General features: G+C 37.8%; 17 protein-coding genes. 9 read left to right on the forward strand and 8 right to left on the reverse strand.

Translation table 11 applies throughout. From position 1 onward, the window contains the following. Window positions 1–15: 15 nt before the first annotated feature. The 6 genes from NT010_14190 to NT010_14215 form a co-directional block, all read right to left on the reverse strand. Entirely contained in the window at window positions 16–267 is a 252-nt protein-coding gene (locus NT010_14190; protein ID MCX5807186.1) for a zinc ribbon domain-containing protein, read from the reverse strand. 15 nt (window positions 268–282) lie between these two features. Then, a complete protein-coding gene (locus NT010_14195; GenBank protein ID MCX5807187.1) occupies window positions 283–657 on the reverse strand; it encodes a diguanylate cyclase in 375 nt (124 codons plus the stop codon). Window positions 658–680: 23 nt separating this feature from the next. Further along, window positions 681–974, reverse strand: a complete 294-nt coding sequence (locus NT010_14200; protein MCX5807188.1) for a DUF134 domain-containing protein — start codon at window positions 972–974, stop codon at window positions 681–683. Between the two features lie 101 nt (window positions 975–1,075). Further along, window positions 1,076–2,041: a L,D-transpeptidase family protein gene (locus tag NT010_14205; GenBank protein MCX5807189.1), complete on the reverse strand. Its 966-nt coding sequence runs from the start codon at window positions 2,039–2,041 to the stop codon at window positions 1,076–1,078. 324 nt (window positions 2,042–2,365) lie between these two features. Beyond that, entirely contained in the window at window positions 2,366–2,611 is a 246-nt protein-coding gene (locus NT010_14210; protein MCX5807190.1) for a hypothetical protein, read from the reverse strand. Window positions 2,612–2,816: 205 nt separating this feature from the next. Continuing rightward, a complete protein-coding gene (locus NT010_14215; protein ID MCX5807191.1) occupies window positions 2,817–4,004 on the reverse strand; it encodes an HDOD domain-containing protein in 1,188 nt (395 codons plus the stop codon). Between the two features lie 142 nt (window positions 4,005–4,146). Between NT010_14215 and NT010_14220 the strand changes: the two genes are divergently transcribed. The 5 genes from NT010_14220 (at window position 4,147) to NT010_14240 (ending at window position 9,539) form a co-directional block, all read left to right on the forward strand. Next, the gene (locus NT010_14220) at window positions 4,147–4,521 is read left to right on the forward strand and encodes a response regulator (GenBank protein MCX5807192.1); all 375 of its coding nucleotides are present in this window, start codon (window positions 4,147–4,149) and stop codon (window positions 4,519–4,521) included. A 21-nt stretch (window positions 4,522–4,542) separates the two neighbouring features. Further along, window positions 4,543–5,025: a chemotaxis protein CheX gene (locus NT010_14225; GenBank protein MCX5807193.1), complete on the forward strand. Its 483-nt coding sequence runs from the start codon at window positions 4,543–4,545 to the stop codon at window positions 5,023–5,025. A 78-nt stretch (window positions 5,026–5,103) separates the two neighbouring features. After that, entirely contained in the window at window positions 5,104–6,756 is a 1,653-nt protein-coding gene (locus NT010_14230) for a PAS domain S-box protein (GenBank protein MCX5807194.1), read from the forward strand. An 87-nt stretch (window positions 6,757–6,843) separates the two neighbouring features. Next, on the forward strand, window positions 6,844–7,131 hold the full coding sequence (locus NT010_14235) for a hypothetical protein (GenBank protein ID MCX5807195.1): 288 nt from the start codon (window positions 6,844–6,846) through the stop codon (window positions 7,129–7,131). A 311-nt stretch (window positions 7,132–7,442) separates the two neighbouring features. Beyond that, window positions 7,443–9,539, forward strand: coding sequence for a PAS domain S-box protein (locus NT010_14240; GenBank protein ID MCX5807196.1), 2,097 nt, complete (start codon window positions 7,443–7,445; stop codon window positions 9,537–9,539). Window positions 9,540–9,640: 101 nt separating this feature from the next. On the opposite strand, the gene NT010_14245 is transcribed toward NT010_14240, so the two are convergent. Further along, complete coding sequence (locus tag NT010_14245; GenBank protein ID MCX5807197.1) at window positions 9,641–10,369, reverse strand: hypothetical protein; 729 nt, start codon at window positions 10,367–10,369, stop codon at window positions 9,641–9,643. Between the two features lie 293 nt (window positions 10,370–10,662). Here NT010_14245 and NT010_14250 point away from each other — a divergent pair, with 293 nt between their 5' ends. Genes NT010_14250 through NT010_14260 form a run of 3 tightly spaced genes read left to right on the forward strand, consistent with a single transcriptional unit; the run spans window position 10,663 to window position 12,725 of the window. Then, entirely contained in the window at window positions 10,663–10,959 is a 297-nt protein-coding gene (locus NT010_14250; protein ID MCX5807198.1) for a hypothetical protein, read from the forward strand. Continuing rightward, window positions 10,952–11,791: an HDOD domain-containing protein gene (locus NT010_14255; protein MCX5807199.1), complete on the forward strand. Its 840-nt coding sequence runs from the start codon at window positions 10,952–10,954 to the stop codon at window positions 11,789–11,791. The genes NT010_14250 and NT010_14255 overlap by 8 nt, the downstream gene beginning before the upstream one ends. A gap of 4 nt (window positions 11,792–11,795) precedes the next feature. Further along, window positions 11,796–12,725, forward strand: coding sequence for a diguanylate cyclase (locus NT010_14260; GenBank protein ID MCX5807200.1), 930 nt, complete (start codon window positions 11,796–11,798; stop codon window positions 12,723–12,725). A gap of 22 nt (window positions 12,726–12,747) precedes the next feature. Here the strand turns inward: NT010_14260 and NT010_14265 are convergent, their stop codons facing one another. Further along, entirely contained in the window at window positions 12,748–12,876 is a 129-nt protein-coding gene (locus tag NT010_14265; protein MCX5807201.1) for a hypothetical protein, read from the reverse strand. A gap of 201 nt (window positions 12,877–13,077) precedes the next feature. On the opposite strand from NT010_14265, the gene NT010_14270 reads away from it, so the two are divergent. After that, window positions 13,078–14,511 (forward strand): sigma-54 dependent transcriptional regulator, encoded by a 1,434-nt coding sequence (locus NT010_14270; GenBank protein ID MCX5807202.1) that lies wholly within the window; start codon window positions 13,078–13,080, stop codon window positions 14,509–14,511. Window positions 14,512–14,674 lie beyond the last annotated feature (163 nt).

The following is a 14,674-nucleotide window of genomic DNA, read 5'->3' on the forward strand; positions in this document are numbered from 1 at the left end:
AAATGCTTAGTAAAATTAACCGGCGCAACACCCGCCAGGATTGCCGCAACTGCCAAAAGAACTGCCGCAGCTGTTGGGGCTCCCGCAACAACTGTCGGACATACTTCCCCCAAAGTCACTGCTTGAAGAAGTGGTGTTATGGGCTGATATAAGTTTTGCAAGATTCTGACTTTTACATGATTTGCAGAACAGCTCTTCACCCTTTCCTAAAATTAAGAATTCACTTATCTTTCCGCAATCTCCACATTTATATTCATAGATCGGCATGTTCTCCTCCTATTTTTAATGGCCGCATTTTCCCTGATGACCACCGCATGTTTGGCGAACAGTCATTTCAGGAAGTTTTTTCTCTGTCAACAAAACGAGATTATCTTTTATAGTATTTGCAACAGACCTGAAAACCCTTATTCCTTCCTCATTGAGTTTCATGAGGGCGCCGGCACCTATGCCGCCGACAATTACTGCATCGATCTGATGCCCACCTATAGCCGCAACCGGATTGCATGCCCCGTGTGCATGTTGAATATCCCTGTTTTTTATAGTTACTGTCTTTTTAAGCTCAGTATCGACAACAACAAATTCCGGCGCTGAGCCGAAATGGTTATAGACAGTGCTTTCCATACCGTCATTTTCCTCTACTGCAAAACAAACTTTCATTAATCAACCTCCATTTTTTAATATCATTTATTTACATCATTTATCGTTTCTATTTTAAGTGCCTTGCCGTTAATTATGGCATCGGCAACCTTACTGCGTGCGCCGTCAAGTATCCGTCCGAATGTTGCGCGGGATATGCTCATTCTCACGGCAGCTTCCTCATGGTAAAGTCCTTCATGGTCGGCAAGACGGATAGCCTCAAATTCATCCAGACTTAACAAGACCTCTTCGAGGTTTATCAGGGGGATACCTTTTGGTTTAAAATATGAAGCATTGGGAGAACAATTGATACACCTGCATTTTTTTGGTCTTGACATGCGTTTATTATAAGCATTTGCTCATAATATGTCAACAGGGAACTTCAGGACATTTCCCATTTTACAAACCTGGTACGATGCATGAATATAATCTATGTTGTCTAAACTAACCAAATGACTCGAAGCAAGCTTTGAGTCATAGAACCGCAGGGCAACTCAGAGGATCTTTTATCGTTTTTGAGTTTTGGTTTGAATAAATCAAAAAATTTCTGATAAAAGGTTTTTACCATATATGGAACCATTGCCTCTTTTTTGGGATAAAAGGCAATGTCTTCTGCAATCCCCGATTGATCCTTGATAAGCTGTTCTACCTTGCCCGTATCTATCTTATCTCTGACACCCTGTTCATCAATCAGTTTCCATGCCAGATCCTTCAGAGATGAAAACCTTTTGTATGTATCTGTACGCACTTCGAGATAGGGTTTTCCCTCCTGCGTGAGTATCATTTTAACAGGCTCATAAATAATTTCACCTTTTGTACCTTTTTCAACCTCTTCAAAAAACTTTTCCATATGCTCCGGGAGCATTCTAACACATCCGTGGCTCTGAAACCGGTAAACGCTTGCCGGCCAGATGGTCTCATGGATCAAGACGCCGGGTATGGATGTCTGGATAGCATATCTCCCTAAGGGATTTTTAGGACCAGGAGGAACTGTCTCCTCCACTTCTTTGCCTTTGAATGCCATTTCTAACTGGATTGATTCAGGCACAGACCATGTCGGATTTTTTTTCTTTCCTAAAATAATGAACTTCCCTGTGGGGGTGTGCCAGTCACCGAAATCGTCTTCTCTGGCCAGGCCTACACCTACAGGATATGTTGTCAATTTACCCATTTTGAAGTAGTATAAAGTTCTGTCTGCAATGTTAATTATTATGCCGTCCTCTAAAGTGCGGGGAACAATCTTTCTTGTGGTAATTTTAAGCTCCTGACCTGGCACGCACGGCACCTTTGGATCAAGATTATTTTCTTTTGCAATGTTCTTCCAGAATACCCCGAGTTTTGCACCAATCAGTTCAAGGCGATCGCCCTTCTGAACCGTATAATTTGTTACGCCTCCAATCATCATTTCGGCGCCAAAAACAGCCGATGCAATAAGGAGAAAGCAGGAAAACATAAAAGTTATTATAGATATCATATCTTTAAAATAAAGATGGGGCTAGGTGAAAAAACAATTATTTTACCTACCCCATTTTGTTTTGTCTAAATATTATCAAACTGTTAAGAGAGTGTCAAGGGATTATGGAAACTGGAGTCTCCCAATTTTATCTGCCAGCACTCATCCTGGAAGCTGAAGGTTAATTGAAATTCAGTTTATCTTATATGGTGTACTTTGAAGTTGAATTTACCACATACTTTATCTCATGAAGAGCAGTTATGTGATGATTATGAGCTATTTCGGTTGAATCCACATGTTTTTGTTTTTTAGCATTTCCCAGGCATTTGCCTTGTCTTCATCCTTTTTTTGGTCATCTTTTGAATCTATGGTGTAAACGGTTTTTTGTTTATCCCTTTTTACTTCAAGTTCCTCCTTACCATCTGCCAAGGCTGCCGAATGTAAAAAAAGCAGGAGTATAAAATTGATCATAAATAAATATAAGAGCAGATATCTATTATTAAATGTTTTTGTTTTTTGCATTGAAACCTCCTTAAACCTGGAATATTTTTTTGTAACGCCTTGTGTTTAGTTAAGCATAAAGTATGCCACGCACGGACAACGGTTGTGAGTTAAATATATAATCGTCAATAAAAATATTTTATTAAATGAAGACCATTTTTTGTATATATCTGACGGATTGAATCTCTAAAAGCTGAATGGTTTGTGCAGAAACATAAATTATAAACTATGTAGTAAGACCTTTTGTGGCTTCCTCTAACGCATGTTCGAGTCTTCTTGTTTCTTCCAGGATTATTTCAATATATTTCCATCCATCCGAAGAGGGGTCCATTGTTTTTGCGAGCCTTCTTGTAAACCCGCCTACTATCGTCAGTGGATTACGGATTTCATGGGCGACTGCCTGAAGGGCATAAGCCATATCCTCGGTTTTACCGTCTTTTTCACGCAATGAATCGAAGGAAGGTAAGCCTCCTCTATCTTTTTCATTTAATAACTGTTCCGAAATATCACTTAAAGCCCTGTTTGCCTTTTCCATAAGTCCGGTCATGTCTTTATCAAATTCGACCGATACCTGGAGTGCCTTTGATATTTCGTCAACCTCATCCAATGCTGAAATGACGACTTCATATACTGTTTCATTATCTAAGCCATAATAAGATACAATTGTATTAAATATTTCATTGAAATCGATATGCTTATAACATATAAGCGCCGACAGTTTTCCTGCTATCCTGCATATTTTCGATAGTCCTGATGGTCCTGTCGCGTCCCTTTCCTGCCCGTAGTAACGCTGGCACTCAATGATTTTGTCGGGAAATTTCCAGTATTGAAGCGCAATTTCACCGATTTCTCTGTGGTTTATCCCATGCTTTTCCTGTTCAAGAGCCAAAAGTGATTCCAGGGGGTATATGCCAAGATTGATGCAATCGTCCTTGCCTTTCAGGAACATATCAAAATATATAAGGAAACCAATCTCAAGTGTGAGCCCGGCAACAAAAGCTTCTTCAGGCTCGCATAGCTTAAGAATATTGGCCAGCGACTTTGCCAGGAGTCCCCGATACAGAGAAACCCTCCAGAATTGTTCGTAATTCATGCTCCCGACTTTACCCATGGGGAAGGTATCCTTCAGTGATAATGACAATGCTAATATTCTCAAATGGTGAAACCCGATTCTTATGACAGCATGTTTCACTGTTGTTATAGGGTAGATGGATTTAAAAAAAGCACTGTTTGCGAGTTTTAGAACACGGATAGTCAGGGAAGGGTCTTTTTCGATCAGGTTTGCCAACTCGTCCATAGAACTTTTGTCGTCGGATGCGAGTTCGATAAGTCTTACGGCAACGTTTGAAAGTGATGGTAAGCCATAACCGGATGTGAGTTTCACTAAAATGTCTTTTTTAATAATATTTTCCATATTATTTCAGTTTATTATAAATTAAAAGATTCAAAGGTTCAATCAGCAAAAAAATATTTGTTAGCCTTAAGTTTATTTGTTTTGTAACGATAATGATTTAAGATTGATATTAATATTTTAAAGCTTTTTAAGGAGGTTAAGTATGAGGGTTCTTGTGGTCGATGATTTTGCAACGATGAGGAAAATAATAAAGAACGTTTTAAAACAGATAAATATTGACAACGTTGTAGAGGCAGAAAACGGAAAGCATGCCCTTGATGTTTTGAAGAAAGAGGAAATTGACCTTATAATCAGCGATTGGATTATGCCCGAGATGACCGGCATAGATTTCCTTAAGGCATGCAAGGGCGATGACGGAATTAAAAATGTGCCGTTTCTTATGGTTACTGCCGAGGCACAGAAAGACTGTATAATGGAAGCTATTAAATCAGGAGTCGATAATTATATTGTAAAGCCCTTTACACCTGAAAAACTCCAGGGAGCAATTGACAAGGCGAGGGCAAGAATTGGAAAATAAACTGAAACACTGGGGGATCAAATGGAAGTAAAATATATTAACCCTTTTATATTGGCCACACAGACAGTCTTTAAGACAATGCTCGGCATTACTGTAGATATTGGTAAGCCTGTTTTAAAAACCATAAACAGCACATCCGGCGATGTTACAGGCATAATGGGGCTTGTGGGCGATAAGAAAGGTATGATTGCGATAAGTTTAAGAAATAGCGGTGCTATGTTTGTTTTTAAAACACTCATAGGTGAAGAATGCAATACAATAAGTGCAGAAGTTGTCGATGCAATCGGCGAGCTGACAAATATAATATCAGGCCAGGCGAGAAAAGAATTTGAAAAGACCGGTATAAATTTAAAAGCTGCAATACCGATGGTTGTGGTAGGCAATGCTGTAGAAATGAATTTTATTACGAAAATCCCTATAATTTCACTTCCGTTTTATTTTAATATTAATAATGGAAATGGAGGAGGAAAAGAAGTTATGTTTGTGGATTTTTCTTTTGAGTAATAAATCGAATGTATAGTTAAATCATAATTTATATCCTTATCTTGATTGGCGCAAAGCTTGTCTGTTATATTGTAGAAGATGACAATAGATCTGCAGCAAGATAAAAGCGAAACCAACCTTACTGATTGTAAATCTGACCAGTTAATTTCCGAATCTTTATACCGCACCGTCTTTGAAACTACCGGTACTGCAACTATAATAATTGAAGAAGACACAATAATATCAAATGTGAACAGGAAGTTTGAAAGTCTGTCCGGATATTCGAAGGAACAAGTAGAGGGTAAAAAAAGCTGGACAGATTTTATCGAAAAAAGTTGCCTTGAAAAAATGATAATGTACCATAAGACAAGGAGGGTTGATCCTGATAGTGCGCCCGGAAGTTATGAATGTCAATTTATTGACAGAAACGGCGATGTAAGGGATGTGTATGTAACTGTTGCGATTATTCCGGGCACAAAAAAGAGTGTGGTGTCAATTCTTGATATTACTGAGTCCATAAAGGCCCGGCAGGCGCTGCAGGAAAGCGAAACCAAATTCAAATTATTATTTCAAAAGTCTGTTGACCCTATTTTGCTGCTTGATAGTAACAAGTTTACCGACTGCAATGATGCTGCCTGCAAAATAATGCATTGTACTTCAAAGGAACAGTTGTTAGGGCTTTCTCCTACGCAAGTATCTCCCGAAATACAGCCTGATGGCCGGCTCACATCTGATAAGGGAAGAGAGGTTTTTGATACGGCAGAAAAGGAAGGAAGCAGTTTTTTTGAATGGGTGCACATTAATCGGGATAACGAACCCTTCTGGGCAGAAGTATCGCTGACAGCAGTCCCGATAAAAGGAAAAAAATATCTATATACAGTGTGGAGAGACATTACAAAGCGCAAACAGGCTGAGGCAGCATTACAGGAATCTGAAGAGCGTTATAAAACTGCTATTGAAAACTCCAATGACGGTATCTTAATTGTAAAGGATGGGAGGTATGTTTCCGTCAACCGTAGACTTGTAGAGATGCTCGGTTATGAAAGTGCCGGAGAAATTGAAGGAAAAGACATCGGGATGACAATTCATCCTGATTATGTCGATAAGGTTATGGGTATTTCTATAGAACAAAACAGTAAAGAACGTCTTGCCACTGCATATGAAATCAAGCATATCAAAAAAGACGGAACATTCATTGATACCGAAGCCTCGATAACAAAGACAACATTAAAAGGAGAGGCGGTATTGCTTGTATACCTGAGGGATACTACCCATCGCAACCTTGCCAAAGAAGCGCTGAAAAAAAGAGAAAATGAACTGGAGATAAAATCTATTAATCTTGAAGAAGCCAACATTGCTTTAAAAGTATTGCTTAAGCACAGGGAGGAGGATAAAAAGGCCCTTAAAGATACAATCCTGGCTAATGTCCAGGAACTGGTGTTCCCGTATATTGAAAGGTTGAAAAATGGACACTTAAGCGACAACCAGATAGTGTATCTGGGCATACTTGAAACAAACTTGAGAGATATTATATCTCCGTTTTTACAGAAGATGACCTCAAACTATTCCACTTTTACGCCAACTGAAATCCAGGTTGCCGGTCTTATCAAGAACGGTAAAACGAGCAAGGAAATTGCAGAGCTTATGAATATATCAACGGGTACAATTGATACCCACAGAAACAGCATCAGAAGCAAGCTTGATTTAAACAACAAAAAGATAAATCTGCGAACCTATTTGCTGTCCCTATAAAATATATAGACAATCTATATATAATGTATATAATAAATCAATAACATATTATTTAAGTTTTCCATTATAATATCGAGAATAGTCAGTATGAACTACATGTTATATAAATGGCTATATAAAAAAGACATGGTATACAAAAATATAACTTTTTTTATGTATGCCCAGGAACAAGTAAAGCAAATATTAAAAAAAGCTCACCAAGGCAAAACCCCCGCAGGGTTAACTTCAGAAAAATATTTTGTTGCATTTAAACAGTTAGCCCATGAAAGAGAACAGTTTACAACTCCCCCCCCAACACGTATGCTACTCTTCAGGGGGTTTTGCCTTTTCCCTCCCTTTTTTAAAAAGAATAATTATCTGTTTAAGTCGAAGTAAGCAATTTTTTTCTTGGCAGAAGCCCTTAGCGTTATCTAAAAGGTTAATAATTTGACAAGTAAGAAACTTGTTTTCAATAAGTATGAAGCCTTTAGATTTAATCCTGTTAACCAAATGATATAATGAATGATTCCAGAAAGCGGTTTTCAAGACTGTTAAACGATGGCGTTTTGATTCGAACCGGATTTTTAATAGTAACTTACTGTTATGGCAGGCATTTTGCATATAAATAAAAGTCCCCCTTACTGGCAAGCATTCATGCAAAGCAAGGTAGATCAAAACATATAAGGAAATTTATTGAGCATTAAACGATGAAAGAAGACCAAAGCAAGAAAATAAACCAGTCTGTAAGCCAGCAGATTATCGATATTATTGAATTTTTACCTGATGCAACATTTATTATTGACAAAGATAAAAAGGTTATAGCCTGGAACAATGCAATAGAGAAACTAACAGGTGTAAAAAAGGCTGATATTATCGGGAAGGGGGATTATGCATATACAATCCCTTTTTATGGTGAACGCAGACCGGTACTGGCGGATATTATTCAAATGCATAACAAAGAGATCGAATCACATTATCAGTATGTTGAAAGAGAGAGGGATACGATATTTGCAGAAACATATATTCCTAAATTTGCTGCCCGGCAGGGTGTGTTTCTCTCGTTAAAGGCGTCACTTCTTTATGACAATAATGGAAATGTGGTTGGTGCTATTGAGTCCATACTTGATATTACTGTCAGAAAACGTACCGAAGAGATGCTGCGGAAGGCCAATGATGAACTTGAGGAGCGTGTAAACAAGCGGACAGCGGATCTTAAGAAAATCAATGAAGAACTTATGCATGAGATTGAAGAGCGTAAAAAGGTAGAAAGAGAACTTATTGAATCAATGCAGCTTTTTAACGATATTATCAATTTTCTGCCTGATGCAACCATGGTTGTTGATCTTGATGGAAAAGTGATAGCCTGGAATCATGCCTTAGAGAAAATGTCGGGGGTCAGAGCAGAAGATATACTGGGTAAAGGAGACTATGAATATGCCATCCCGTTTTACGGCAAGAGAAGACCTGCGCTTTTGGACATATTCCTTTATTCTGATAATGAGCTGGAGAAGCAATACAAAAAAGTTCAAAGAAAAAACGGGCTGCTTAAAGCCGAAGTATATGTGGAGAACTTAAATGGTCGCGAGGCATATTTCATTGCAACAGCATCGGCACTCCATGATTCTACCGGAAATATTATCGGAGCAATTGAAACAATACATGATATTACTAACAGGAAACGAACAGAAGAAGCTTTGAAAAGTGCTGAGGTAAAGTATGGAAATATCTTTGAGAATGCTGTAGAAGGTATTTTTCAGACAACCCTGAAGGGAAATTTTATTGATGTAAACCCGGCATTTGCCCGGATTTTTGGCTACAGTTCGCCTCAAGTATTAATTGAAACGATTACAGACATCGGCAAACAGATGTATGTAAATCCCGAAGCACGTTTACAATTTATCGACATGATACTGCAGGAAGATAGAATGATTAATTATGAAGCGGAATGTTACCGGGCAGACGGAAGTACTATATGGATATCTCAGAGCGCACGGGCAGTACGGAACGAAGAAGGAGCCCTCCTGTATTTAGAAGGGTTTCTTGAGGATATTACGGAAAAGAAAAAGGTGGAGGAAGAGTCTTACAGGATGAAAAAACTTGAATCTGTCGGTATTCTTGCAGGAGGTATTGCTCATGATTTCAACAATATGCTCGCGGCGATACTGGGCAATACATCCTTTGCGAAGATGTTGATAGACCCTGCGAGTAAGCCGTTTAGTTTGCTCGATAAGGCTGAAAAAGTACTAATAAATGCAAGTGAACTGATAAAAAAATTAATTACCTTTTCAAAAGGAGGCACCCCTTCACCACAGCCCATATCTGTTGGAAAGCTTGTCAGGAAGACGGCAATGCATGTCCTCAAGGATTTTCCATATATAAAATGCAGGTACAATATGCATGAAGATATCCCCACCCTCATGCTTGATGAAGGACAGATAAAACAGGTAATTTCCAATATTATCGACAATGCCAGGGAATCTATGCCTGATGGAGGTTACGTTAACATATCTATAGACAATACTGCAATTACATCAAAAGACAATATCCCTCAGAGCGAAGGGAGATATGTTAAGATTTCTATAAAGGATCATGGTACAGGTATTGCGGCAGATGATATTTCAAAGGTCTTTGACCCATATTTCAGCACTAAAGAGATGGGATCACAAAAAGGGATGGGTCTGGGATTAGCTGTTTGTTATTCTATTGTCAAAAATCATGGCGGGTTTATTACTGTTGAATCAGAAGTAGGAAAAGGCAGTATATTCGGTATATTTTTACCTTTACCAATGTCATATCCGGGATAATATATTTTGTAATGCTCAAGAGACGACAAGGCTATTTACCAGATAAACAAGTGCCGGATATGTATCTTTAAAAAAACGATCAGGGAATTAAGTGATTAATACTACGTTTTTCTGTTTATATACTCATACTGTTTGTTTACAAAGGCGTTTGCTAAGACCTTCAGGTTTTTGACTCTGTTTGTCCATCCATCTAAGTATTTTCCATATCTTTCCGGTTTTAATTGAGCCAGTCGTTTGTAACGGTCAAGTCTCAATCCTAAGTATTTGTCAATGTTCCCGCCGGATTGTCGAAGGATTTTCCTAGCCATTGACGGGCTGTTTACATAAGTGTCAAAATGTACAACGCTTAAAGGGTAAGGCAAAGACCCAGCGCCGGACTTATCCCATATTTTTCTGTAAATTGTTTCAGCGTCAGCCATTGTCAGGCTCCTTATATTTCCTTTATAACCATATTCCCTTGCTGTTGATTCAACAATTCCGAATTTTGATGATTCTTTTCCTCCCCCATCTTCTTTCACAAGATTTGACCCTTCATGCTTAAAGACGGTTTTCAGACCTTCTTTGAACTTTGCATTATCATCAAGGTCGAGTGTTTTCAGGGGATCTAAAACAGATATTGGTCCGTTGGCTGCATCCTTTCTTAGGTTGATGTCTTTACTGTAAAGTTGTTTTAATGATGAAGTTAGGATTTGCTCGAAACTGATATTATTAATATAACTATAATTATTAAATGCCTTGTTTTCTCTGTTTCCGAACGTAATCATTTGTAAGGGGGGTAATCCCTGTATAGTTTTTGGATCTGACATGCAATATTTATATGCATTTTCCATGCCTAATAATTGATTGGGTCTTTGGCGGGTAAACGGATGAAGTTTTTTAGGCCTGGATGCCAATACCATGCTTTTGCTGCTCTTTGAAGAAGGTACTAAATGGCAAATCTGTAAAAATATGCTGTGTGTCATAAATTTAACATGGAATTTTCCATCAAATATATGGTGTATTATAATGTCTTTAATTATATATTGATTTTCCTTAAAATTTTGTTAGACTTACCTATTGTATTAATGGGGAGAAGCAAACAGTATTAGAGATTTATTGTAATACGCATAACAAAGGAGCAACATTGCCAAAGATCCCGTTAAACAATCTTCAACCTGGAATGATGATTACAAGACAGGTTCTCAATGAAAGCGGCATGGTTTTACTAAGCGAAAATACTGAGTTGACTGAGGCCACAATAGAGAAACTAAAAAAAATGAATGTTGAGGGTGTTTATGTAAAAGGTTTGTCAAAACCGGAAAGACCGAAGGAAGAGGTTTTGCTGGAATTATATAAAAGATTTGAAAAAGTGGAGCACGAACCATATATGGATGTGTTAAAAAAGGTGCTTAAAGAGCACATTGAAGGACTTTATGAATAAACTTGATACAAAGCTGATGCGCCATAAAGTTGAAAACATTGATACATTGCCGACAATTCCCGGAGCATTGAAAAAAGTTTTAAAAGTACTTGAAAATCAAAAGGTTTCGCTAAACGAGATTGGTAATTTTATATCAAACGACCCTGTTCTTACCACAAAGGTTTTAAAGATGGTAAATTCTCCAATATATGGTTTTCCAGGTAGGATATCGTCAGTAAGTCAGGCAGTAATTCTCCTCGGGTTAAATGTTTTAAAGGGTTTGCTGCTCGGCGTTTCTGTTTTTGAACTCATGCAGAGGTCCATGGTTGGACTCTGGGAACACTCTTTGGGTTGTTCTATAGTTGCCAGACTAATAGCAAAAAAAATAGGCTTGAAAGAACCGGAAGAGGTTTCCATCGCCGGTTTGCTCCATGATATCGGCAAGGTCGTTATGATCCTGCAATTCCAGGAACATTATGAGTATGCAATGAAACAGGCTGAAGACAAGGATATTATTATTTCAGCGGCAGAAGAGGATGTTTTTGCAGTAACTCATGCTGATGTCGGGACGTGGATGACTCAGAAATGGAGATTTCCAGGGAACCTGATTGAAGCGATTCGATACCACCACAAACCTCATTTGTCAAAAAGTGTACCTATTGAGACGGCTATTGTTTACATCTCCGATATACTCATACGTGCAAGGGGTTTCGGTTTTGCTGGCGACAATATGGTTCCAATCATGAATCCTGCCATCTGGGAAAGCCTTAATATGACTGAATCTGATCTAAAGGATATTTTTAAAGAAATGGATGATTCAATAGAAGATGCAGGTGTATTAGTTCTCGAATGATTATATGAAGATGAAAACGATTGTTGTAATATCAGACGATGCGCTTCTTATAAATATTATTCTAAAAAGTCTGAATATTTCATATAATGTGATAGTTTTCAATGGGGTTGCCTCTGCGCTTGACTGTATTTATAATTCCATACCTGATCTGGTTGTCGTTGAAATTGCTTTAAACGATACCACTACTATCGATATTTTAAGTAGTTTGAAGAGCGATCCCATGTTCAGCCAATTGCCTCTTCTTGTTACTTTACATGAAAATACGGTAATACCGGAATTGAACTCTTTTTTCGTTGATGACTATATAAAGATATCAGACATCGAAAAAGAGATACTGCCGAGAGTTGAGCTCTGTATTGCAAGGTCCGAGAGGGTTGTGGAAATCAATCCCCTGACAAGGCTACCGGGAAATATTTCGATTAATAAGCAGATACAAGACAGACTTGATGCAAATGAGATATTTGCCCTTGCATACCTGGATATTGATCATTTTAAGCCTTTCAACGATAAGTACGGGTTCAGCCGGGGGGATGAGGTTATAAAAATAGCAGGGCGGCTGATCCTGAATATTGTTAAAAATAAGCAGGCTCAATATAGTTTTATAGGACATATCGGTGGAGATGATTTTATATATATAATGAATATAGATGTTATCGAAGAAACATCTGCAGAGATTATTGATGCGTTCAATAGAATAATTCAGACATTTTATGATCCGGAAGATAGAGAAAAAGGTTATATCCAGTCAATAGACAGACAGGGCAATACTAAAATATTTTCTTTTATGACAGTTTCGATTGGTATAGCAAGTAATAAATATTGTAATTTTGTCCATTATGGAGAGATTACAGAGGTTGCATCAAAAATGAAAGCACTGGCAAAGCGTTCGAAGGGCGGTAACTTTAAGATAGATAGGAGAACCGTATCCGCATAAAGCGCAGGGCACTGAAGAAAATCTAAAATGAAGGCGTCAAAGTGGAAAGAAGATATTTTACCAAATCATGTCTTTCTTTAAGATTCAGTGAAAAATAAAACCTGCTTTCCATTAAACTCTTGACGATATCCTTAACTGTTTTTAAATCCATTTAAAGCTCCTTAATCTCTTTATCGGTTTTTTTAGAAAAAAATTAATATACAACATAGGCTCCCTGATTCTTGTTGTTATAACCTGTCAATATTGTTCTGTTAAGAAATCTGTATTTTATTTTCTGTAATAAAAAGGTATATACTATGTGAAATTGCCTTAATGCTTTAAATAATTAATTACATTAGAGTGCAGGAAATAAATGGATAAAGGTAAAATCATTGTTGTGGAGGACGAAGCAAGTATCCTGCAAATGCTGACTGAGTTTTTACGAGACAGCGGTTATACGGTAGATCCTTTTTTGGAAAGCAAACAGGCGTTATCAGCTCTGAAGAACAATAATTACAATGTTTTAATTACCGATCTTTCGATGCCCAAGATAGACGGACTTCAGTTGATAAACTATATTCAGAAGGAATACCTTGATACTCTCGGTATTGTCATGACGGGTTATGGTAGTCTTGAGACAGCTATAAGTGCCATGAGGTTCGGTGCTTTTGACTATATACTGAAACCCTTTAACTTTGATGAGATTCTTGCAATCGTTAATTCTGCAATATACTATTACAAACTATTGAAAAACGAGAACATCCCGAAAGGATTGACATTAAAGGCAAACCTCTTAAGACGATACTCTGAAAGTAAAATCATACGGGAAAATACAATATTAAGGAATTGCCTTAAGGATAAATACAAGTTTGAAAACATTATTGGAATTAGCTTCGGCATACAGAAAGTGTTTGAGCTTATTGAAAAAGTTGCTGATACAGGTGCAACCGTATTGGTTACCGGCGAGAGCGGTGTCGGTAAAGAGCTTGTAGCAAAAGCGATACACTATAATTCATCGAAAAAGGATAACCCTCTTGTTGTTGTAAATTGTGGTGCTATCCCGGAAACTTTGCTTGAAAGTGAGCTTTTCGGTTATGAGAAGGGCGCTTTTACCGGTGCAGTGAATACAAGGTACGGTAGGTTTGAGCTTGCTCACGGCGGCACCATCTTTCTTGACGAAATAGGCGATATGAGTTTTAATCTTCAGGTAAAACTTCTGCGCGTACTTCAAGAAAAAACATTTGAAAGAATCGGCGGATCAAAAACCATTAAGGTTGATTTACGGATTATTGCGGCTACCAATAGAAATCTGGAGGAACTTGTAAGGGAAGGCAAATTCAGGGAAGACCTGTATTATCGTTTGAGTGTTGTTCCTATACAAATACCACCCTTAAGGGAAAGAAGACAGGACATACCTCTTTTACTCAATTATTTCCTCGAAAAATCAAATACTATAAACGGTGCAGGCATTGAAGGTTTTTCAGAAGAAGTAATGGATGTTTTGATGAATTATGGATATCCCGGAAATGTACGGGAACTCCAAAATATCGTTGAAAGAATTGTGGTTTTAAAAAAGAAAGGCTGCATTGGCATAGAAGATTTGCCTGAAAAATTCTGGAGCATAGAAGATGAACCCGGGCAGGTAGATATTCAGAAGGGGTATGATACGCTTGTATCAGAGTTCGAGAAAAATATAATTGCTAAGGCTCTCCAGGAAACAAACGGGGTTAAAAGCAAAGCCGCCCAGATGCTCAACATGAATAGAACCACCCTTATTGAAAAAATGAAGCGTCTCAAGATGGAATAATTTTCCCATTCATGTCAAAATAATGACGAAGGGCAGTCAGTTGTAGCAACTCGTGTAATAAAATTAAATGTCATGAATTAACAAGGTTTTTTCTGTTTAAAATTTGTAATACAATGCCTTTCTCCCATCATGCATTATCCGCTGATGTATTGGTATATATCTT

The organism is Pseudomonadota bacterium (assembly GCA_026388275.1).
Classification (GTDB): domain Bacteria; phylum Desulfobacterota; class Syntrophorhabdia; order Syntrophorhabdales; family Syntrophorhabdaceae; genus JAPLKB01.